This window comes from Motiliproteus sp. SC1-56, assembly GCF_017309075.1.
Classification (GTDB): domain Bacteria; phylum Pseudomonadota; class Gammaproteobacteria; order Pseudomonadales; family Balneatricaceae; genus Motiliproteus.
Window position 1 is genome coordinate 183,673 of sequence record NZ_JAEMGS010000003.1, and the last position, 21,643, is coordinate 205,315.

Below are 21,643 nucleotides of genomic sequence, written 5' to 3' on the forward strand. Positions count from 1 at the left end.
CCTACCCAAAGTCCGGTTATACAAAGGCATCAACCCCAGATAGAACGGTCACTAAGGTTGGCTTGAACGGTATCGGCTTGAAATTGCTTAGATGTCTAATCAATTGTACACTAAACATTCTTTTTGTCCACACTCAGGAGCCTCAGGAGACCAGGACGCAGTGCACAGCGCCGCCGCAGCAGAACGATGGATCAGTTTCAACGTAGGAAGGGAGACCTACGCCCAGCCGATTTCAGCGGTCAAGGAAGTGATCCCCTACACCGAGACGGTGCCGGTGCCCGGCGCCCCTTCCTGCGTCGACGGCATCCTCAATGTTCGCGGCGAAGTGATCACCGTGCTCTGCGGGGCCGCCCTCTTCAGCCCTGAGGACCGTGGCCCCGAGGCAAACTGGCGCATCGTTATCCTGGATACAGCTCACGGCCATGTCGGGGTCAGCGTGGATGCCGTCAGCGAGATCGTGAATCTGGAGCGGGAGCAGATCCAGCCCGTCGAGCACGGCCAGAATCAGGAGCTGGTGGTCGGCACCGCGCCCCACGGCGACCAATTACTGGTCCTGGTCGATCTGCATGGATACTGCGAGCGGGCCGGCGCTGAAAAGTCAGGCGTCGCCGCCGGCTGATACGCATCATCCGATCCTTCGGCCCCTAACCTTTTCTCTCTGCCCGGCCGCCGGGCGTACCGTGCCCGCACGGGCTTTGCCTTGGCCGTGATCCTTCCCGGCTGAACCTGTCCAAGCTGAACTATAGTGGTAGCGAACGACGGGGCCGATGCGTGCCGGCCCAGACTGAAGGCATTGCAACGACAGGTACCAGGCCCATGGGCCAGCACACCGACCAGGACCCCGCGCAGGATCCAGACCTCATTACCGTGGCGGAAGGAGAACGGAGCACCGGCCTGATGCTCCCCGACCGGGACCTGCCCTCACGCCTCTATTTACTTCCCATTACCAACCGCCCCTTCTTTCCCGGCCAGGTCCATCCCCTGGCGGTCTCCCGAACCCCTTGGCAGGAGACGCTGACGTGGGTGTCCAACACCCCTCACCAGACCCTGGGGCTCATCTACGTAGGGCCCAAGGATTTAAGCCAGCTGACCCGCGATGACTTCCCCTCCATCGGCTGCGCGGCGAAGATCCATCGGCCCAGTGAGCACGGGGAGCAACTTCAGTTCGTCGCCCAGGGGGTGAAACGGTTTCGCATCCGCCGCTGGCTGTCCACCGAGCCGCCCTTCCTGGTCGAGGTGGATTACCCCGAGCGGGAGGACACCCGAACCCCCGAGATCAAGGCCTACACCCAAGCGCTGATCCACGCCATCAAGGCGCTCCTGCCCCACAACCCGCTCTACGGCGAGGAACTCAAGTACTACCTGGACCGCTACAGTCCACATGATCCCGGCCCCCTGGCGGACTTCGGCGCCAACATCACCTCTGCCGAAGGGCCCGAACTGCAGGAGGTGCTCGCGACCCTGCCGGTGCTAAAACGGATGGAACGCAGCCTGCTGCTGTTGCGCAAAGAAGAAGAGATGCTGCGACTGCAGAGCGAAATCCGCCAGCAGGTGGATGAAAAGATGAGCCACCAGCAGCGCGAGTTCTTCCTGCGCGAGCAGCTGAAAATCATCCAGCGGGAGCTGGGCATCTCCAAGGACGACCGCACCGCCGACGCGGAGCTGTTCCGCGACCGCCTGGCGCAGCTGGACCCGCCGCCGGCGGTGTTGCAGCGTATCGAGCAAGAGCTGCAGAAACTATCCATCCTGGAAACGGGCTCGCCGGAGTACGGGGTCAGTCGCAACTATCTCGACTGGATCACCTCGATCCCCTGGGGCGTGCTGGGCAAAGACCGGCTGGACCTGGTCTACGCCCGGGAGGTGCTGGACCGGGATCACGCCGGGCTCGAGGATGTGAAAGAGCGCATCCTTGAGTTCCTGGCCCTGGGGGTCTGGCGGGGCGAGGTCTCAGGCTCCATCCTGCTGCTGGTGGGGCCTCCGGGGGTCGGCAAAACCTCGATTGGCCGCTCCGTGGCCGAAGCCCTTGACCGCCCCCTCTACCGCTTCAGCCTGGGCGGCATGCGCGACGAGGCCGAGATCAAGGGCCACCGGCGCACCTACATCGGTGCCATGCCGGGCAAGCTGGTCCAGGCCCTGCGGGAGGTTGAGGTGGCCAACCCCGTCATCATGCTCGATGAGATCGACAAGCTGGGAGCCTCCTTCCAGGGCGATCCTGCCTCCGCCCTGCTGGAAGTACTGGATCCGGAGCAGAACAGCGAATTTCTCGATCACTTTCTCGATGTCCGCCTGGACCTCTCCAAGGTTTTGTTTATCTGCACCGCCAACCAGTTGGACAGTATTCCCAGCGCGCTGCTGGACCGAATGGAGGCCGTGCGTCTGGCCGGCTACCTCAGCGACGAGAAAGTGGCTATCGCCCAACAGCACCTCTGGCCCCGGCTGCTCAAGCGCGCCCGGGTCAAAGGCGCTCAACTGCAGATCACCAAGCCCGCCCTGCGCCAGCTCATCGACGGCTACGCCCGGGAAGCCGGTGTCCGCCACCTGGAAAAGCTGCTGCAGAAACTGGTGCGCAAGGGCGTGGTGCAACTGCTCGAGGACCCCGACCTTCGGCTCCGTATCGGCGCCCGCAAACTCGAGAGCTACCTGGGCCCACCCTACTACCGGCGTAAACCGGCGCTCAGCGGGGTCGGCATCGTCACCGGCATGGCCTGGACTGCCCTCGGCGGCACCACCCTTGCCGTCGAAGCCACGGAAGTCCATCGCCTCAACCGGGGCCTGAAGCTGACCGGCAGACTGGGAGAGGTCATGCGGGAATCCGCGGCGATCGCCTACAGCTACATGAGCGCCCACGCCGCCCGCTTCGGCGGCGACCCTGCTGTACTGGAGAAGGGCTGGATACACCTGCATGTCCCGGAGGGCGCCACCCCCAAGGACGGCCCCAGCGCCGGCATCACGCTGGCGACCGCCCTGCTCTCCCTGGCCCGGCGCGAGCCCATTCGCCGCCCCCTGGCCATGACCGGAGAACTGACCCTGACCGGCCGCGTACTGTCGGTGGGCGGCATCCGGGAAAAGGTGGTGGCGGCCAAGCGCAACCGGATCGGTGAGCTGGTGCTTCCCGAGGACAACAGGCGCGACTTCGAGGAGCTTCCAGAGCACGTCCGGGAAGGGCTGCAGGTGCACTTCGTCAGCCGCTTCCGGCAGCTACCCGGTATCGTTTTTGACCCGACGGAGTAAGGCGTGGGCTATGGATGAGCCGTGGCCTATGCAATAGGTTGTTATTCAAGGAACCGCGAGAGAAAGGGAGTCTGACCATGCGCACCAGCCAAGCGATGCAAGACTGTATTCAGGACCTGGTGGATGATACGCGGGGCATTCTGGCCGCGGACGAAAGCAGCGGCACCATCGCCAAACGGTTCGCCGACATTCAGGTGGAGTCCACCGAGGAAAACCGCCGCGGCTATCGCGACGCCCTCTTGTCCGCTTCCGGGCTCGGCGAATACATCAGCGGCGTCATCCTGTTTGAAGAGACCCTGGGCCAACACAACGCCGAGGGCGCCCCCCTGCCGGAGGTCGCCTGGAAACAGGGCATCGTGCCGGGCATCAAGGTCGACAAGGGGCTCGGGGATCTGCCGGGAGCGCCCGGAGATCGGATCACCTTCGGCCTGGACGGGCTGGCCGAGCGCCTGGAGGGCTACAAGGCGCAGGGGGCGCGCTTTGCCAAATGGCGGGAGGTGTATCCCATCACCGCCCACAACCCCACCGCCCTGGGGCTGAGCGCCAACGCCGAAATGCTGGCCCGCTACGCTGCCCAGTGCCAGGCGCTGGGAGTGGTGCCGATCGTCGAGCCCGAGGTGCTGATGGACGGTGACCACCACCTGGCGCGCTGCGCCGAAGTCACCGAGGCGGTCTTGCAGAGCGTGTTCGCTGCCCTGCGCCAGCACGGCGTGGTCCTTGAGTTGATGCTGCTCAAACCCAACATGGTGCTGCCCGGAAAGAGCTGCCCGGTGCAGGCCGGGGCCGAAGAGGTGGCCGAGCAGACCCTGCGGGTGCTGCGCCGAAGCGTACCGGCGGCGGTACCCAGCATCAACTTTCTCTCAGGCGGCATGGGGCCGGAGGAGGCAACGCTCAACCTCAACGCCCTCAACCAACAGCCGGCTCCCTGGCAGCTCAGCCTCTCCTACGGCCGGGCCCTGCAGCAGCCGGCCCTGCATGCTTGGCGCGGACAGCCCGAGAACGTCGACGCCTGCCAGCAGGCGTTGTTGAAGCGCGCCCGACTCAACAGCCTAGCGCGACAAGGCAAGTACCGTCCCGAGCTTGAGGAATGAAGATCAGCCCTTCTCTTTAAAGCTGACCGGCCGGCCCAGACTGTCTTTGCCGCGGGCCTGCCAGGTCCCGTCTTCGACTGTCCACACGCCCTCAACCCACAGACGACCGCCGCAATAGCGCGTCCACTGTCCCTCTGTGGGCGCCTCGCCCCGACTCCGCCAATAGCCTTGACAGCCTTCTCCCAGGCCGCCCTCAAGCACCATCCAGCTCTGCGGGCTGCCCCTGAATGGACGACTCCAGAGGCGGGCGCTGCCGAGTTCGGTCCCCGCCCAGCGCAGGGAAACCGGACGTTCACTGTTTTCCCGGTTGCGTTTAATGGTTGCCGCCACGTCCTTTTTGATGGCGGTAAAGGCGCCCTTGCAGCCCCGGGTCGAGCCGGAGAGTGCTTGAATCAGCTCGCCGCCGGCGCCGCTTTCGCTCATTTTACCCCGCAGCACCAGGTCGCCACTCATGGCATGCTCGCCCGGCCGGCTGAAAGCGTCCCCGAGGGGCTGGCGCAGCAGGAGGTTGCCCTGGGCGTCGACGCGGCCCCCGTCAGGTCCGCGGCGCAGGGTTCCCACGCGCCCCGCATTAACAAACAGCAGCTCGAAGGTTTTGCGCGGCCGGCAATTAAACCCCGCCTGGTAGCGTTCGGTGATCCCGCTGAAAGCCACCAGGTTCCGTCATAGCGGCCGGTAAGGTCAGGCTCGCCCGGCTTGACATAGTTTCCCGCACACCCGGCCAACCCGACACAAGCCGCCAAAACGACACTACGAATCATGAAAAATCCTTTTTTATCATATGTTTTCCGGAGCATACCGGCGCTAAGAAGAGGCTCAAGGGGGTATCGACCAAAGCCGCAGGGCCTATACTTTAAGCACTGCAACCCAAACCGGGAGGTCCGGCCATGCATGTTCAGCTTCTGGTGACCAAAACCGACTTCAACCTGCCCAACCTGGAGCAGGAGATGCAGGACCTGGGAATCGACTACGAAGTGGCTTTTGTGGAGGAGAACCCGGAAGTGGTGCGGGCCTATAACATTCGTCACTCGCCCAATATCCTGGTGGACGGCGAGCTGGCCTTTCAGCGCCAGCCCTCCGAGCGTGAGCTGAAAGCGTACTTCAGGACGCTCCAAGCCCATTAGAATAGGGGGCTACCGGACTAAGGCTTGTCCTTGTCCAAACCCTCGCCATCCAACAGCGCCTTGAGGTCGGCGAAAGGGCGACTGGTGGCCGGCGCCGGGCCCTGGCCCCCATGGTTGTCGCCGCTGTAGCGGGCGGTATCCTCGTAGCGACTGTGCTCGTTATCGTGACAGTACAGGCACAGCAGCTCCCAGTTGCTGCCATCGGCGGGGTTGTTGTCGTGGTTGTGGTCGCGGTGGTGGACCGTCAGCTCGCTGAGGTTGAGCCGATTGAATTCCCGCCCGCAACGCCCGCAGATCCAAGGGTAGAGTTTAAGCGCCCGGGCCCGGTAGCCGGCTTCCCGGTCATTGCGGGCGCTCACCGCGGCCTCGGTAATGCGCTTGAGTCGGGCCGGGTCCGGCCGCTTAGGAGCAGTCACGCTGTCTCTCCTGTGCCCGGGGCTCATTGAGCCGGCGGTAGCATTCGGCGATCACGGCCCGGGCGCCCCGTTCCATCTCGCCTTTATACCGTACCGCCGCCACGACCCCGTGGGCCTTGACCTTATCGAGCAGCACAATCTGGCGATCCAGTAGCCGCCGAAATTCCCGATCGTTCAATCCCCTTACTCCTGGCAGTACCGCGTTTTTGCTGAGCGTAACAGATATGACCGCTCCTGCCCCGGGTTAACGGTTGCGCTGCACGATCCCCATCAGCTTGTAAACCAGCAGGGCGGCGCTGAAGTCATACGCGTGAAAGCCAGTCATCGGGGCATGCTCCATCACATCAAAGCCGATGATCTTGCGTTGGCGCGCCACCGACTCGAACAGGGAGAGGGTCTGGTACCAGCCCAACCCCCCCGGGACAGGGGTGCCTGTGGAGGGAAACACGCTGGGATCCAGGCCGTCCACATCGACGGTGAAAAACACCTGCTCCGGAAAGTCATCGGGCAGCTCAAGCGCGTTGACGTTGCCCGGCACCAGGTCATCGGCGTCGCGATAATGGATCTGGCCCTGGTGTTGCGCCCGGATCTGCGCCTCTTCGTGACAGTAGGCCCGAATGCCCAGCTGATACAGCGGCACGCCGCGGTCGACGATGCGTTTCATGACGCTGGCATGACTCAGCGGGTTTCCCTGGTAAGCTTCCCGCAGGTCGGCGTGGGCGTCGATCTGAACCACGCCAAAATCGCGGATCCCGGCGGCGCGCAGCCCCTCAATCACCCCATAGGTGACGGTATGCTCGCCCCCCAGGGCGACGGGCATGGCCCCGGCCTCGACGGCGCGGCGCGTTGCGGCGGCGATATTGTCAATCACTTGCTGCCCCGGGCCGTCCACGACCACCGGCGGCTGGGTATGGATACCCAGTTCCGCGGGCGTGCTCTTACCGTCCCAGGTTTCCAACTGCCAGGAGGCCTTGAGTATCGCCCGCGGCGCATCTCCGGTGCCGCCGCCGTAAGAGACGCTCTCCTCGTAGGGGACCGGAATCACGTGAAAGGCCGCCTCGTTGGGGGCCGCCTGTTGAATCTCCGAGCCCAGGAATACCGGGTACTCCGGGGCTGCCCATTGATCAAATTCGTCCATATGCTCCGCTCCGGCTATGACAGCCGCTGCTTGAAATCGTCGTAGCCAAACTGCTTTACCACCCTGAGCGCATCGGTCTCGGAGTTCCAGAGCGCGATGGCGGGCAGGCCGATACCGTTGAAGGTGGTGGTCTTGACCATGGTGTAGTGAGCCATGTCATCAAAGACCAGCCGCTGACCGGGCTCCAGGGGCGCATCAAAGCTGTAGTCACCGATCACATCCCCGGCCAGGCAGGTCATGCCACCCAGCCGGTAGGTATACGGCTTCTCCCCCGCCTCGCCGGCGCCGAGCACGTCCGCCCGGTAGGGCATCTCCAGGGTATCGGGCATGTGACAGGTGGCGGAGGTATCCAGGATGGCCTGCTCTCGGTCGGTGCGCGTCACGTCGAGCACCTCGGCCACCAGCACGCCGGTGTGAATCGCCACCGCCTCGCCCGGCTCAAGGTAGACCTGCACATCGTACTTAGCGCTGAATTCGCGAATGCGGGCGACCAGCCCTTCAACGTCGTAGTCCGGGTGGCTGATCCAGTGGCCGCCGCCGAAGTTGACCCACTCCAGCTTCGCCAGCAAGTCGCCGAATTTCGCCTCCACCACATCCAGCGTGCGCGCCAGGGGCGCGAACTGGTGCTCACAGAGGGTATGAAAGTGCAGGCCGCTGATCCCCTCCAGACTCTCAGCTTCGAACTGGCCAAGAGGGATACCAAGTCGCGAGCCCGGGGCGCAGGGGTCGTAGATTGCGACCTCGCCTTCGGAGTGCTCGGGATTGATCCGCAGCCCGAAGGAAAGCTCCGGCCGCGCCGCCTTGGCCGCTTGCAGCAACGGCTGGAACCGGCGCCACTGGCTGAAGGAGTTGAACACCACGTGGTGGGCGATCTTCAGAATCTCTTCCAGATCCGCCTGGGAGTAGGCCGCGGAAAAAACGTGGACCTCTTTCCCCTCGTCACCGCCGTAGTAGTCGTGCCCCAGGCGCGCCTCGTGCAGCCCGCTGGCGCAGGTGCCCGACAGGTAGCGCGCGGTTAACGGGCCCAGCGCCCAGCAGGAGAAAGCCTTGAGCGCCGCCAGCACCTTGGCGCCGCTCTCCTGCTGAACGCGGTTGAGAATCTTCAGGTTCTGCTCCACAGCGTGCTCGTCTACCACGTAACAGGGGGAGGGAACGCGTCGGGGGTCAAATCGCTCGAAACTGTGACACTTGATGGACAATGCCAGGGTCCTCTAAACAAAGAAGCCCCTCCCCCGCCGGGGAGGGGCGTAACTGCATCGTCAGGGCAGCAGGTCGAAGTCAGGCTCTTCGATCACCTTCCAGGGCAGGCCGTAACGGTTGAGGTCCTCCATGAAGGGATCCGGGTCCATCTGTTCCATGTTCCAGACACCGGGCTGCATCCACTTGCCTTCGAGCATCATCTTGGCGCCGATCATGGCGGGCACGCCCGTGGTGTAGGAGATGGCCTGGGACTTGACCTCCTGGTAGCAGGCCTGGTGGTCGCAGACGTTATAGACGTAGACCGTCTTCTCCTTGCCGTCCTTGAGTCCCTTGACCACGCAGCCGATGCAGGTCTTGCCCTTGGTGCGCGGCCCCAGGCTGGCCGGATCCGGCAGCAGCGCCTTGAGGAACTGGATCGGCACGATCTGCTGGCCCTGGAACTCCACCGGCTCGATGCCGGTCATGCCGACGTTGCCCAGCACCTCCAGGTGCTTGAGGTAACTGTCGCCGAAACTCATCCAGAACTGCGCCTTCTTCAGGGTTGGGAAGTGCTTGGTCAGCGACTCCAGCTCCTCGTGGTACATGCGGTAGATGTTGTAGGTGCCCACGCCGTCCGGACAGGTAAAGGACTGCTTCAGGGACATGGCCGGGGTGGCGACAAATTCACCGTTCTCCCAGTGACGGCACTCTGCGGTCACCTCACGGATATTGATTTCCGGGTTGAAGTTAGTGGCAAAGGGGTAACCGTGATCGCCGCCGTTGACGTCGATGATGTCCAGGGTATGGATCTCGTCGAAGTAGTGCTTGGCGATGTAGGTGGTGAACACGTTGGTGGCGCCGGGATCAAAGCCCGAACCCAGCAGCGCCATCAGCCCTGCCTGCTTGAACTTCTCCTGGTAGGCCCACTGCCACTTGTACTCGAACTTGGCGGTATCCTCGGGTTCGTAGTTGGCGGTGTCCAGGTAGTGCACCCCGGTCTCCAGGCACGCATCCATGATGGTCAGGTCCTGGTACGGCAGGGCCACGTTGATCACCAGATCCGGCTTGAACCGGTTGATCAGGGCGACCAGCTCGGGCACGTTGTCGGCGTCCACCTGGGCGGTCTCGATGGGCCGGTCCAGCTGGGCGGCGATGGCCTTGCACTTGGCCTCGGTACGGCTGGCCAAGACGATCTCGGAAAACACCTCGGGCAACTGGGCGCACTTGTGGGTGACCACGCCGCTGACCCCACCGGCCCCGATGATCAGGACTTTAGACATGTCGATTTTTCTCCACCCCCCCGCGGGGGAAATACGTCAATACAGAAACCGGGCCCGCCTACCGGGCCGACTCATCAATGCTCGTAGTAGGTGTAGCCGTGCAGGCTGGCATAAAAGCTCTGCACCACTTCGCGCCGCTCCGCGGCGCTGATTTTCCCGGCCCGCACCGCCTGCTCTGCGGTGGAGCGGAATTTCTCCAGCAGGGACTGGGGCGAGTACTCCACGTAGCTGAGCACGTCGGCGATGCTGTCCCCGTCCAGCTCCTTCATCACATCGAAACTGCCGTCTGGGTTGATACGCACACTGGCCACCGCGGTGTCCCCCAGCAGGTTGTGAAGATCCCCCAGGGTCTCCTGGTAGGCCCCCACCAGGAAGACGCCGATAATGTAATCTTCGTTCTCCCGCAGCGGGTGCAGCGGCAACGTGTTGCGCACCTCGTGGGTATCGATGAAGCGGTCGATTTTGCCGTCGCAATCGCAGGTAATGTCCGCCAGGATCGCTTCCCGGGTCGGCTCCTCGCCGTGCCGGTGAATCGGCATCACCGGAAACACCTGGTCGATCGCCCAGATGTCCGGCAGGGACTGAAAGACGCTGAAGTTGCCGTAGTAGATATCCGCCAGGTACTCGCGCAGCCCTTCAAGCTCCACCGGCATCCGCTCTTCCTGCTCGGCCTGGGCGGCGATCCGCTGCATCGCCTCCAGGAAGAGGTTTTCCGAGAGAGAGCGATCGCGCAGGTTGATCTGCCCCCGCTTGAACAGCTCGCCGATCTCGTCCCGGTAATAGATGGCGTCGTTATAACACTCCTGCAGGTTGTTGGGGGTAATGCCCTCCAGCACCTCCTTGAGGTTATGAATCAGGTCGTGGGTCTGATCGGGAAGCGCCTCGGGCAACTCTGCCGGCTCGAAGTGGGTCACATCGAGAATGTTGAACAGCAGAATCGACGAATAGGCGACAGTGGCCCGCCCGGACTCGGTAACCACCGTGGGATGCGGGATTTCATGCACGTCCAGGGTACTCATCACCACTTCGATGATGTCGGCGCAGTATTCCCCCAGGCTGTAGTTTTTGGAATGCTCCTGGTTGATGCTGGCGCCGGTGTAATCCACCGCCAGACCACCGCCGAGATCCAGGTAGCCCATGGCGGCGCCCTCTTTCACCAGGTCGACGTAGTAACGGCACGCCTCCATCACCCCGTTGCGGATATCCCGAATGTTGGGAATCTGGGAGCCCAGGTGGTAATGCAGCAGCTGCAGGCAGTCGAGCATGTCGTTGCTCTTCAGGGTATCGAGTACGGCCACCAGCTGGTTGGTGGTGAGTCCGAAGATACTGCGATCGCCGCTGGTCTTGTTCCACAGCCCGCTGACCTTGGAGCTGAGTTTGACCCGCACCCCGATCATGGGGCGAATCCCCAGCGTCTGGCTGCGCTCGATCAGAATCGGCAGTTCCGTAGGGGTCTCGATCACGAAGACACACCGGTAGCCCAGGCGCTGCGCACGCAGCCCCAGGTCGATAAACTCCTCGTCCTTGTAGCCGTTGCAGATAATCAGCCGCCCGTCGGGCTTGAGGGTGGAAAGTGCGATGATCAGCTCTGCCTTGCTCCCCGCCTCCAGTCCGTGCCGATAACGGGCGCCGAACTGGGCCACCTCCTCCACCACCTGCGCCTGCTGATTGACCTTGATGGGAAATACGCCCCGGTATTCACCCTGGTACCCCAGCGACTCGATGGCGCTATTAAAGGCTTCGTTCAGTCGAACGATCTGGGCATCCAGCAGGTTTTCGATACGCAGGATCGCCGGCAGCGGCAGCCCACGCTGGCGAATGCCCGAGACGATCTCCATCAGGGATACGGTGATATCGCCCTCGGCGCCCGGTGCACTCACCGTCACCTCGCCATCGGCGTTGAGGGAAAAGTAACCCGCCCCCCACTCCTTGATGCCGTAGAGGTCGGCTGACTGTTCTGGGGACCAGGGGTCTAACAGCTGGTTATTCAAGGCGGCATGCCTCCGGGGAAAGTAACAAACAGGCTTCTACCGGCGACCTGCATGGCGCCGGTCGCCGGATGATTCAGGGAAATTTACCATCTGCCGGGCGGCAGAAAAAACAGCGCGCAAATCTCTCACATTTAAGGGCTCGACGATAGCTCTTTTTTGCTACGTTGAGCCAGTCTAGCAGCCTTTGCGCAAACGGCTAGTTCAGTACTTAACCTGCCGACGGCGAATGGACTCAATACTGCGCACCCAGGGCTTTTCACTCAGCTGATAACGGGACATCAACTCCGCCGCCGCCGCCTTGGCGGTGGCCGTGGAGGAAAACTCGCCGGCGACCAAAAGCTGCCAGAGCTTGCCCTTGTCCTTGATATAGAGGGTACGGCTGCCAGGAATCTTCAGCTGATCGCTGGCCTTTTCCAGGCAGGCCATGGACTGGCAGGCATAGAGCTGCAGTGTATAGCGCGGGACGCCCTCGCCCAGCTGTTCTCCCGCCAGCGACGGCACCGCGTCCAGTCCGGGACTCGACGGGGTCGGCGCCGGGGCGTCGATAAACTTCACCTCGGAGAGATACCGCTCGGAGCGGAAGACCTCCATCCTCCCTTCACGCCAGGCCGCACAGAGCCAGACCTCGCCGTCCGCACGACAGGAAACCAAGCTGGCCACTTCCACGGCCATCGCCGGTGTCACCGTGCCCAGCAGGATCCAAAAACCCAACACCCGTTTAAACATCGTCTGCTTCTCTTACGCCTAAGCTACTGAAATTGCAGAGTATATGATCAGCACCCAAGTTTCAAAAGCGCTTAAAACCGCCCTCATGAAAACTCTCGGTTCCGTCGCGTTTTCGCCCCTCCCCAGGCCCCTCCCCAGGCCTCACCCCAACCACACACACCGCTTCCGCCCACCGCTCCCGCACAGCGCCCCACACACCTCTGAGCGCTCAAACGGATAGCTATCCATCCACTAACGCGGTGTGCATCATTGTGGGCCAAAACACCCGGGCTTTGCGCCAACCTACTGTAACAAGCGCCCCCTTAGCTTGTATTGACTACACTTTTATGACCCGCCGCCCGCGCATTCCGGCGCCTATCACGGAGTCACCTAGCCTGGACCAGGCCAAACTTGGCTGAGCTAGACAAAGCGCTCCTGCTGTCTACGCCGGGCACCGGTGGGCAACAGCCACGAAACCGCGCCCAGGAGCCCTTGGCGTCCTGATACGCGTTTTCACATTGACTCGTCGCCGTTGCCCCGCGTTCGCTCAGGTCAACGGGTCGGGCCATCTTCAGGAGGAAGAGAGCCAATGAGCACGATCTGTAAACGCATCGCGAGCGGATTCATCGCCTGCCTTTTCGCCGTTCTAGGCAACATGGCCGCTGCGCAGGAAAGCAAACCCAATATCCTGGTGATCTGGGGCGACGATATCGGGTGGTCAAACCTCAGTGCCTACGAGGGCGGGGTGATGGGATACCGGACCCCCAACATCGATCGCATCGGTAACGAGGGCGCCATCTTCAGCGACCACTACGCGCAGCCCAGCTGCACCGCGGGCAGGGCCGCCTTCGTGACCGGCCAGTACCCCATCCGCTCCGGCATGACCACCGTGGGACAGCCCGGCGACGCGCTCGGCCTGATGGCCGAATCGCCGTCTATCGCGGAAGTGATGAAAGACATGGGATACCGTACCGGCCAGTTCGGCAAGAACCACCTTGGCGACCGCAACTCGCACCTGCCGACGGTACACGGCTTCGATGAGTTCTTCGGTAACCTCTACCACCTCAACACCCAGGAAGAAGCAGAACAACGGGACTACCAGAACTTCGGTGAGGCCTACGCAGGCAGCCTGGAGGAGTACGAGTCCAAGTTCGGCACCCGCGGCGTTCTGCACTGCTTTGCCACCGACAAGTCCGATTCCACCGAGGACCCGCGCTTCGGCAAAGTCGGCCGTCAAAAATGCACAGACACGGGCCCCCTGACCCAGGAGCGGATGAAAAACTTCGACGGCGAGGAGATGATTCCCAAGGCCATCGACTTCATGACCCGGGCCAAGGACGAGGGCGAGCCCTTCTTCGTCTGGGTGAACACTAGCCGCATGCATCTCTATACCCGCATCGGCGACGAATGGCTTAAGGCCGTTGAAAACTACACCAGCGAGTCCGACTATTACGGCGCCGGCATGCTGCAACACGACCGTGACGTGGGCGGAATTCTCGACTGGCTGGAACAGAACGGTTTGGCGGAAAACACCATCGTGGTCTATTCCACCGACAACGGCCCGGAGCACTCCTCCTGGCCCCATGGCGGCACAACCCCGTTCCGCGGAGAGAAGATGACCACCTACGAGGGTGGTGTGCGCGTCCCCATGATGGTCCGCTGGCCTGAGAAGATCCCGGCCGGGCAGCATTTGAACGGCATCCAGGGCCACCAGGACGTGTTCACCACCCTCGCCGCCGCCGCCGGTGAGCCCGACGTGGCCGCCAAGATGATGAAGGAGAAAAAGCAGTACATCGACGGGGTCAACAACCTCGAGTACTGGATGGGCCAATCGGATCACTCCAACCGCAACCACATCTTCCACTACTACGAGAGCAAGCTGACGGCGATCCGCATGGGGCCCTGGAAGTTCCACTTCTCAACCAAGGAAGACTACTACGCCAACGTCATTCCGCGCACCGTGCCCCTGGTGTTCAACATCCGCATGGACCCCTACGAGAGCTATGATTCGCCCGACGCCTACGGACACCTGATGCAGAAGGTCTCCTGGCTGATCCAGCCGATGGGTGAACTGATGGGGGCGCACCTCAAGTCGCTCGCCGATTACCCGCCGGTCCAGGGTGGCAAGAGCTTCGACATGTCCAACGTGGTGGACCAGTTCATCAACAAGGCAGTGCAGTAACCCACGGATGCTCCGCCTGCCGGGCGGGCGCACACAAGCGAACCTTTCAGCAGTCCAAAAAACGGCCACCCCAGGGTGGCCGTTTTCGCTATCTTTCGGCACCCCGATTTTGGTGCGCTTCCCGTCTCTACTGCCCCACCTGCCGAGCCGAGCCCTTTCGTCATAATCCGGCTTGTCGCTCGAACTCGCCTACAATTGCCGTGTACGCCCGGTCTTGGCGTTGACTCCCAAACTAGACAAGAAGGGGGAATTGCGATGAGAAGGAAAATTCAGTCGTTGTTCTATGTAGGCATTTTTGCCCTATCAGGGGCGCTGTTTGGCCCTGCAGCACTGGCCGCTGGTCATGAAGACCAAAAACACGCCCAGGAAAACGAGGGTAAGCGCCTCTATAACTCCTATTGTTTTCTCTGCCACGGAACCTCAGGCCGTAGCGGTGGCGTTCTCGCCAACAAGCTGGAGATTTCCGACGCGGTAGCCAATTTGGCGCAGGCCAAATATGGCGATATGGAAAATGCCAAGCTGGAGGAGATCATCGCCGGCTACGATCGCCCCGACTCACTGATGCCTAAATGGGGTACAGTGCTGAGCAAGAACGAGATCAAGAGTATCGCGACCTACGTTAAGTCGCTCTACCCGCGTTATGCACTGATCAACGGCAAGCGGGTCTACTCCGCCAGTTGTTCCGGCTGTCACGGCGCGGATGGCACCGGCGGTGGTCCGCTGGCGGCCACCCTCAAGGTGAGCGACCGCGTGCCTGACCTGACCGCAGAGAAGTACAAAAAAATGGACGTCTCGGCTCTCTCCCATGCGATTGTTGAATACAGCGCCAAGGAGGATACGCTACCCAAGTGGAGCGCGGTCCTGACCGAGGATCAGCTCACCAATGTGTCCTCCTTTATCCAGCAGTTCGGCGTCACCGAGTTGTATGTTTACGGGGATCCGGAGCGGGGGAAGGAGATTTTCCGCCTCAACTGCGTTGCCTGTCACGGGCAGCAGGGCAAGGGTGACGGTATTTTGGCTGAGCTGATGAATGTGGAGATGGTGGACTACACCAGCAAGTCTCAGTTGGATATCTCCGACGAGGGGCTTATCCATATTATTTCAATGGGGGCCGGCCAATACATGCCGCGCTGGATGGGTGAGTTGAACGCCGACCAGATCCGCGATGTAGCGGCCTATGTGCGGACGCTCTATCAACCACCAAAAATGTAGGACACCGGCACCCGACTGCGCACTCCGGTAGCCGCCTGCCAAAGGTTGGGAAAAGCCCTCCCGCGAGCGGGAGGGCATAGACACGCCTGACGGCTGAGCTAGGAACACCAAACCTATACTCTTTTTTTCAACAACTTACGCGTTCGGAATTTTAAAGTGTTGAAACGGTTGTTTGGATTGATGGTGCTCGGCTAGCAAGGCAACTTTACCCAGAGCGGATCCGCTGCCTGCCGGGTTTCGAGAACACCTCACTCCCACTCGATGGTCGCCGGCGGCTTGCTGGAAACATCGTAGGTCACCCGGGAGATGCCGGCGATCTCGTTGATGATGCGGCTGGAAACCGCCTCCAGAAGCTCGTAGGGCAGGTGCGCCCAGCGGGCGGTCATGAAGTCGACTGTCTCCACCGCCCGCAGGCTGACCACGTATTCGTAGCGGCGGCCATCCCCAACCACGCCCACGGACTTGACCGGCAGGAAGACCACGAACGCCTGGCTGGTCTTGTGGTACCAACCGGCCCGGTGCAGTTCCTCGATAAAGATGGCATCCGCCTCCCGCAGAATGTCGGCGTACTCTTTCTTGACCTCGCCGAGAATCCGCACCCCCAGACCCGGGCCCGGGAACGGGTGGCGGTAGACCATGTCGTAGGGCAGGCCCAGCTCGAGGCCGATCTTGCGTACTTCATCCTTGAACAGCTCACGCAGCGGCTCCACCAGCTCCAGGGCCATATCGTCCGGCAGGCCGCCGACGTTGTGGTGGGACTTGATCACGTGCGCCTTGCCAGTTTTCGCCGCCGCCGACTCGATCACATCGGGGTAGATGGTGCCCTGGGCCAGCCACTTGACGTTGTCGAGCTTGGCCGCCTCGGCGTCAAAGACATCGATAAAGGTGTTGCCGATGATCTTGCGCTTGGCCTCGGGGTCGGTGACCCCTGCCAGTTTACTGAGAAACAGCTCTTCGGCATCGACCCGGATCACCTTAACGCCCATGTTCTTGGCGAACATGTCCATCACCTGATCACCCTCGTGCTTGCGCAGCAGACCGTTGTCCACGAAGACACAGGTGAGCTGGTCGCCGATCGCCTTGTGCAGCAGGGCCGCTACCACGGAGGAGTCGACACCGCCGGAAAGGCCCAGCAGCACGTGATCGTCGCCCACCTGGGCGCGGACCTGCTCGATGGCGTCCTGGGCGATATTGCTCGGCGTCCAGAGGGGTTCGCAGCCGCAAATATCATGCACGAAGCGGCTCAAAATACGCTGCCCCTGCTTAGTGTGGGTCACCTCGGGGTGGAACTGGACCCCGTAAAAGCGCTTCTGCTCGTTGCACATCCCAGCAATGGGCGCGCTCTCGGTTGCCGCCATCAAGTGGAAGCCCGGGGGCATGCTCACCACCTTGTCGCCGTGACTCATCCAGACGTCCAGCAACAGCACCCCGTTATTGGCCACGTGATCCTCGATGCCCTCGAGCAGCGAGCTGCTGCCCTCGATCCGCACCTGCGCGTAACCGAACTCGCGCAGGTCGGAGGACTCCACCTCGCCGCCCATCTGTTCAGCCATGGTCTGCATGCCGTAGCAAATACCCAGCACCGGCACCCCCAGCTCAAAGACCACCTGGGGCGCCCGCGGGGTGTCGCTGCCGGTCACCGACTCCGGGCCACCGGCGAGGATAATTCCCTTGGGATCAAAGGCGCGCACCTCCTCCTCGGTCATGTCGAAGGCGCGGATCTCGCAGTAGACGCCGCACTCGCGGACGCGTCGGGCGATCAACTGGGTGTACTGTGAACCGAAGTCCAGGATCAAAATTCGCTGTGCATGAATGTCTTTTGACACGGTTTAACTCCGTTACTCAATCTGCGAGCCCCGCGGGGGCACCTCGCCCGTTAGCCGCTTCTCCCGGTCGGGAGCAACGTCCTGTTCCTGTTGGCGGCCCTCCGACTGGGACGGGCCCTGATCAAGAGGCGAAAACAGCCCCCTCTGAAACTAAAAAGGGGCTGCCTGCGACAGCCCCGTCTTGCGCTCTGTGCTTCCGGCTCAACCGACCCGGTAGTTAGGCGCCTCTTTGGTGATGGTCACGTCATGGACATGACTCTCGGTGATCCCGGCGCCGGTGATCCGCACAAACTTGGGTTTGGTACGCATCTCTTCAACATCCCGGCTGCCGGTGTAGCCCATGCTTGAGCGCAAGCCGCCCATCAGCTGATGCACCACGGAGGCCATGGGGCCCTTGCAGGCAACCCGACCCTCGATACCCTCGGGAACCAGCTTCTCAGCGCCAGCATCGGCATCCTGGAAATAGCGGTCCGAGGAGCCCTGGGCCTGCGCCATGGCGCCGATGGACCCCATGCCCCGGTAGGCCTTGTAGGCCCGGCCCTGGTACAGTTCAACCTCACCGGGAGCTTCGTCGGTACCGGCCAGCATGCTGCCGACCATCACCGCACTGGCCCCGGCCGCCACGGCCTTGGCCAGGTCGCCGCTGAAGCGGATACCGCCGTCGGCGATGAGGGGGACGCCGCGGTCCTTGAGCGCCGCGGCCACATCCGCCACCGCGCTGACCTGGGGAACACCGATCCCAGCAATGATACGGGTGGTGCAGATGGAGCCGGGGCCGATGCCCACCTTGACGCCGTCGGCACCGGCATCGGCCAGCGCCGTTGCCGCCTCGGCAGTAGCGATATTGCCACCGATCACCTGCACCTCGGGATAGGTCTCCTTGACCCAGCGCACCCGGTCGATCACCCCCTTGGAGTGGCCGTGGGCGGTATCGACAATGATCACATCTACGCCGGCCGCCACCAGCGCCGCGACCCGGTCCGGCGTCTCTGCGCCGGTGCCTACCGCCGCGCCGACGATCAGGCGCCCTTCGCTGTCCTTGGCGGCGTAGGGGTAGGCCTTGGCCTTGTTCATGTCCTTGACGGTCATCATGCCCTTGAGCTTGAAGGCCTCGTCAACCACCAGAATCTTTTCAATGCGGTGCTTGCGCAGCAGGTTGCGGACCTTGTCCGGGTCAACACCTTCCTGCACTGTCACCAAGCGGTCCTTGGGGGTCATGATGGTGTCAACGGTGGCGTCCAGGTGACGCTCGAAGCGCATATCGCGGCTGGTGACGATCCCCACCAGTTCACCGTTGTCCACCACCGGGAACCCGGAAAAGCCATGTTTCTCGGCCAGTTCGTGCAGCTCACCGACGGTCAGGGTGGAGGCGCAGGTCACCGGGTCCTTGACGATACCGCTTTCGTAACGCTTGACCTTGATCACTTCCCGCGCCTGCTCGGCCACGGTCATGTTCTTGTGAATGATGCCAATACCGCCTTCCTGGGCCATGGCGATCGCCAGCCGAGCCTCGGTGACGGTGTCCATGGCCGCCGAGACCAGGGGGATGTTCAGTTCGATATTCTTGGTCAGCCGGGTCTTGAGGCTGACGTCCTTGGGCAGGACGTCGGAGTACCCGGGAACCAGCAGAACATCGTCAAAGGTGAGGGCTTCTTGGGCAACGCGCAGCATGTTGGTAAACCTTCAGTGCGGCAAAGAAAAAAGGATGCATTATATATCGGGGAAACACCCCGAACAAGCACCGAAAATGCGCCTTTTGACGGGGGCCGCCTACCCGCGCCAAAAGCAAAGAAGCGCTGCCAGGGCAGCGCTTCTGCAACAGAAAGAGATCCCGGCCCGGCTCAGTCCAGCTCGTCGATCCAGTTCATCTGAATAGCCTCGAGCACCCGCTCGCCGCAATGCTTGGGATCATCGTCAAAGTCGTCCAGGCCCAGCACCCAGTCCCGCAGGTCGGTAAAACGAAGGGCGCGGGGATCCACCTCGGGGTAGCGTTCCACCAGCTCGATGGCAATCTCCTGGGTATCCGTCCACTTCAGTCCCATGGCGAACTCCTCAGTGCCCTTCAGACACTTGGTTAAGGGTGTACTTGGGAATCTCGATCACCAGGTCTTCATCACCGACCTGGGCCTGGCAGCTGAGACGCGACTCGGGCTCCAGCCCCCAGGCCTTGTCCAGCATGTCCTCTTCCAGCTCGTCGGCCTCTCCCAGCGAATCAAAACCCTCCCTCACCACCACATGGCAGGTGGTACAAGCACAGGACTTCTCACAGGCGTGTTCGATTTCAATCCCTTCGGCCAGCGCGGCGTCACAGATAGTCACCCCCGGCTCGGCATCGATCACCTTACCTTCGGGGCAGAGCTCTTCGTGGGGCAGAAAAATCAGTTGCGGCATCGTATTTCCTCAAATCTCGTCCACAGTATGACCCGACAGGGCCCGACGGATGCCGTCATCCATGCGGCGAGCGGCGAACTCATCACTGGCGGCGCTCAGCACCTCGACCCCTTTGGCGATGGCCTCGTGATCGCTCCCGCGGCGAACCTGCTTGAGCTGCTCGATACCCTGGCGCAAAACCGCCAGATCCTGCGAGGCCAGCAGGCGTTCTCCGTCCGCATCCAGGGCGCTTTCCAGGGCCTCTATCAGCCGGTCCGCCTCCACCTGCTGCTCGCGCAGGGTACGCGCCTGCTGGTCGCCCTGGGCGTTGGAGAAGGAGTCCCGGATCATGCGGGCGATATCACCGTCGCTGAGGCCATAAGAGGGTTTAACCTCGATCGCGCTCTCCACACCGCTGGCGAGCTCGCGGGCGCTGACGCTCAGCAGGCCGTCCGCGTCCACCTGGAAGGTAATGCGGATCTTGGCGGCACCCGCCGCCATGGGGGGAATGCCCTTGAGGGTGAAACGGGCCAGCGAGCGACAATCCTCCACCAGCTCCCGCTCCCCCTGAAGCACGTGCACTACCAAGCCGGTCTGACCGTCTTTGTAGGTGGTAAACTCCTGGGCCCGGGCCACCGGGATCGGCGTGTTCCGCTCGATCACCTTCTCGACCAGCCCGCCCATGGTCTCCAAACCCAGAGACAGCGGGATCACGTCCAGCAGCAGCATATCGCTGTCGGGCTTGTTACCGGCCAGCACATCAGCCTGAATCGCCGCCCCGATCGCCACCACCCGGTCGGGGTCGATGTCGATGTGGGGTGCGCGGCCGAAGAACTCGCCAACCCGCTGGCGCACCAGCGGCACCCGTGTTGAGCCGCCGACCATGACCACCTCGCGCACCTCGCCAGCGTCCACCGAGGCGTCCTTGAGGGCGCGCCGGCAGGCGCGAAGGGTCTTCTTGACCAACGGCTCGATCAGCTCGTCAAATCGGGCGCGGGTCAGCTCACCCACCCAGCTCTGTCCCGCCAGGGTCACGGCGACATCGGCCCGCTCAGCCTCGCTCAACGCCTCCTTGGCGCGACGGGCGGCGTTCAGCAGCACGCGATCCTCACCACTGGCGAGGTTACTGACCCCCATCTGCGCCAGCACCCACTCGGCGATGGCATGGTCCAGGTCATCGCCGCCCAGGGCACTGTCGCCCCCGGTGGCCAGCACTTCGAAGACACCGCGATTCAGGCGCAGGATAGAGATATCGAAGGTGCCGCCCCCCAGGTCATAGACGGCGAACACCCCCTCGGCTTCCCGGTCAAGACCGTAGGCCACGGCGGCGGCAGTGGGCTCGTTGAGCAGCCGCAGCACGTTGATTCCGGCCAGGCGCGCGGCATCCTTGGTTGCCTGGCGCTGAGCCTCGTCGAAATAGGCCGGTACGGTAATCACCGCGCCCACCAGCTCACCTCCGAGGGTTTCGGCGCCGCGGGCGGCCAGCTGTTTAAGTATTTCCGCGGAAACCTCCACCGGGCTCTTTTCGCCGGCATCGGTCACCAGGTAGGGCATGCCTTCAGCCCCGTCGGCAAAGCGGTAGGGAAGCTGCTCCCCCAGCGCACGCACATCGCCGCCCCCCCGCCCCATCAGGCGCTTTACCGACACAATGGTGTTGGCCGGGTCTTCGGACGCCTTCTCACGCGCCGCGAGCCCCACCTCGGGGACGTCGCCGGCCCGATAGCGCACCACCGAGGGCAACAGGTGACACCCCTCGGCATCGGGCAAGGTACGGGCCTCGCCACTGCGCACGGCAGCCACCAGGGAGTTGGTAGTGCCCAGGTCGATTCCTACCGCCAGCTTGTGTTCATGGGGCTTGGCGCTTTGGCCGGGTTCGGCAATCTGAAGTAACATCTAAG

19 protein-coding genes are annotated in these 21,643 nt (G+C 62.6%); 6 read left to right on the plus strand and 13 right to left on the minus strand.

What is annotated here, in order from left to right; translation table 11 throughout:
- The first annotated feature begins 160 nt into the window (after nt 1-160).
- The 3 genes from JGZ97_RS04510 (at nt 161) to JGZ97_RS04520 (ending at nt 4,322) form a co-directional block, all read left to right on the plus strand.
- Nucleotides 161-619: a chemotaxis protein CheW gene (locus JGZ97_RS04510; RefSeq protein ID WP_207061415.1), complete on the plus strand. Its 459-nt coding sequence runs from the start codon at nt 161-163 to the stop codon at nt 617-619.
- 197 nt (nt 620-816) lie between these two features.
- Nucleotides 817-3,231: an endopeptidase La gene (gene lon, locus JGZ97_RS04515; protein ID WP_207061416.1), complete on the plus strand. Its 2,415-nt coding sequence runs from the start codon at nt 817-819 to the stop codon at nt 3,229-3,231.
- A gap of 77 nt (nt 3,232-3,308) precedes the next feature.
- Nucleotides 3,309-4,322, plus strand: coding sequence for a class I fructose-bisphosphate aldolase (locus tag JGZ97_RS04520; protein ID WP_207061417.1), 1,014 nt, complete (start codon nt 3,309-3,311; stop codon nt 4,320-4,322).
- 3 nt (nt 4,323-4,325) lie between these two features.
- Here JGZ97_RS04520 and JGZ97_RS04525 read toward each other — a convergent pair whose 3' ends face one another.
- Nucleotides 4,326-4,976, minus strand: a complete 651-nt coding sequence (locus tag JGZ97_RS04525; RefSeq protein ID WP_207061418.1) for a hypothetical protein — start codon at nt 4,974-4,976, stop codon at nt 4,326-4,328.
- A gap of 233 nt (nt 4,977-5,209) precedes the next feature.
- Here JGZ97_RS04525 and JGZ97_RS04530 point away from each other — a divergent pair, with 233 nt between their 5' ends.
- Nucleotides 5,210-5,446: a thioredoxin family protein gene (locus JGZ97_RS04530; protein WP_207061419.1), complete on the plus strand. Its 237-nt coding sequence runs from the start codon at nt 5,210-5,212 to the stop codon at nt 5,444-5,446.
- Nucleotides 5,447-5,463: 17 nt separating this feature from the next.
- Here the strand turns inward: JGZ97_RS04530 and JGZ97_RS04535 are convergent, their stop codons facing one another.
- From JGZ97_RS04535 to JGZ97_RS04565, 7 genes are all read right to left on the minus strand, one after another.
- Nucleotides 5,464-5,862 carry a YajD family HNH nuclease gene (locus JGZ97_RS04535; protein ID WP_370584001.1) on the minus strand — a complete coding sequence of 133 codons (399 nt, stop codon included), beginning with the start codon at nt 5,860-5,862 and terminating at the stop codon, nt 5,464-5,466.
- On the minus strand, nt 5,849-6,040 hold the full coding sequence (locus JGZ97_RS04540) for a hypothetical protein (protein ID WP_207061421.1): 192 nt from the start codon (nt 6,038-6,040) through the stop codon (nt 5,849-5,851). Before JGZ97_RS04540 ends, JGZ97_RS04535 begins: the two co-directional genes overlap by 14 nt.
- A 66-nt stretch (nt 6,041-6,106) precedes the next feature.
- Entirely contained in the window at nt 6,107-7,000 is an 894-nt protein-coding gene (gene speB, locus JGZ97_RS04545) for an agmatinase (protein WP_207061422.1), read from the minus strand.
- Nucleotides 7,001-7,014: 14 nt separating this feature from the next.
- Nucleotides 7,015-8,199, minus strand: a complete 1,185-nt coding sequence (gene nspC / locus JGZ97_RS04550) for a carboxynorspermidine decarboxylase (protein WP_242521538.1) — start codon at nt 8,197-8,199, stop codon at nt 7,015-7,017.
- Between the two features lie 60 nt (nt 8,200-8,259).
- On the minus strand, nt 8,260-9,459 hold the full coding sequence (locus JGZ97_RS04555; protein ID WP_207061423.1) for a saccharopine dehydrogenase family protein: 1,200 nt from the start codon (nt 9,457-9,459) through the stop codon (nt 8,260-8,262).
- 74 nt (nt 9,460-9,533) lie between these two features.
- Nucleotides 9,534-11,450 (minus strand): biosynthetic arginine decarboxylase, encoded by a 1,917-nt coding sequence (gene speA / locus JGZ97_RS04560; protein ID WP_207061424.1) that lies wholly within the window; start codon nt 11,448-11,450, stop codon nt 9,534-9,536.
- 201 nt (nt 11,451-11,651) lie between these two features.
- On the minus strand, nt 11,652-12,176 hold the full coding sequence (locus JGZ97_RS04565) for an SPOR domain-containing protein (protein WP_207061425.1): 525 nt from the start codon (nt 12,174-12,176) through the stop codon (nt 11,652-11,654).
- A 568-nt stretch (nt 12,177-12,744) separates the two neighbouring features.
- Between JGZ97_RS04565 and JGZ97_RS04570 the strand changes: the two genes are divergently transcribed.
- Complete coding sequence (locus JGZ97_RS04570; RefSeq protein WP_207061426.1) at nt 12,745-14,337, plus strand: arylsulfatase; 1,593 nt, start codon at nt 12,745-12,747, stop codon at nt 14,335-14,337.
- A gap of 255 nt (nt 14,338-14,592) precedes the next feature.
- Nucleotides 14,593-15,549: a cytochrome c gene (locus JGZ97_RS04575; protein WP_207061427.1), complete on the plus strand. Its 957-nt coding sequence runs from the start codon at nt 14,593-14,595 to the stop codon at nt 15,547-15,549.
- 248 nt (nt 15,550-15,797) lie between these two features.
- Here the strand turns inward: JGZ97_RS04575 and guaA are convergent, their stop codons facing one another.
- From guaA to hscA, 5 genes are all read right to left on the minus strand, one after another.
- Nucleotides 15,798-17,375, minus strand: a complete 1,578-nt coding sequence (gene guaA, locus JGZ97_RS04580) for a glutamine-hydrolyzing GMP synthase (protein ID WP_207061428.1) — start codon at nt 17,373-17,375, stop codon at nt 15,798-15,800.
- Nucleotides 17,376-17,576: 201 nt separating this feature from the next.
- A complete protein-coding gene (guaB, locus tag JGZ97_RS04585) occupies nt 17,577-19,046 on the minus strand; it encodes an IMP dehydrogenase (RefSeq protein WP_207061429.1) in 1,470 nt (489 codons plus the stop codon).
- Nucleotides 19,047-19,216: 170 nt separating this feature from the next.
- Complete coding sequence (gene iscX / locus JGZ97_RS04590; protein WP_207061430.1) at nt 19,217-19,417, minus strand: Fe-S cluster assembly protein IscX; 201 nt, start codon at nt 19,415-19,417, stop codon at nt 19,217-19,219.
- 10 nt (nt 19,418-19,427) lie between these two features.
- Complete coding sequence (gene fdx / locus JGZ97_RS04595) at nt 19,428-19,766, minus strand: ISC system 2Fe-2S type ferredoxin (protein WP_207061431.1); 339 nt, start codon at nt 19,764-19,766, stop codon at nt 19,428-19,430.
- Between the two features lie 9 nt (nt 19,767-19,775).
- Nucleotides 19,776-21,638 (minus strand): Fe-S protein assembly chaperone HscA, encoded by a 1,863-nt coding sequence (hscA, locus tag JGZ97_RS04600; RefSeq protein WP_207061432.1) that lies wholly within the window; start codon nt 21,636-21,638, stop codon nt 19,776-19,778.
- Nucleotides 21,639-21,643 lie beyond the last annotated feature (5 nt).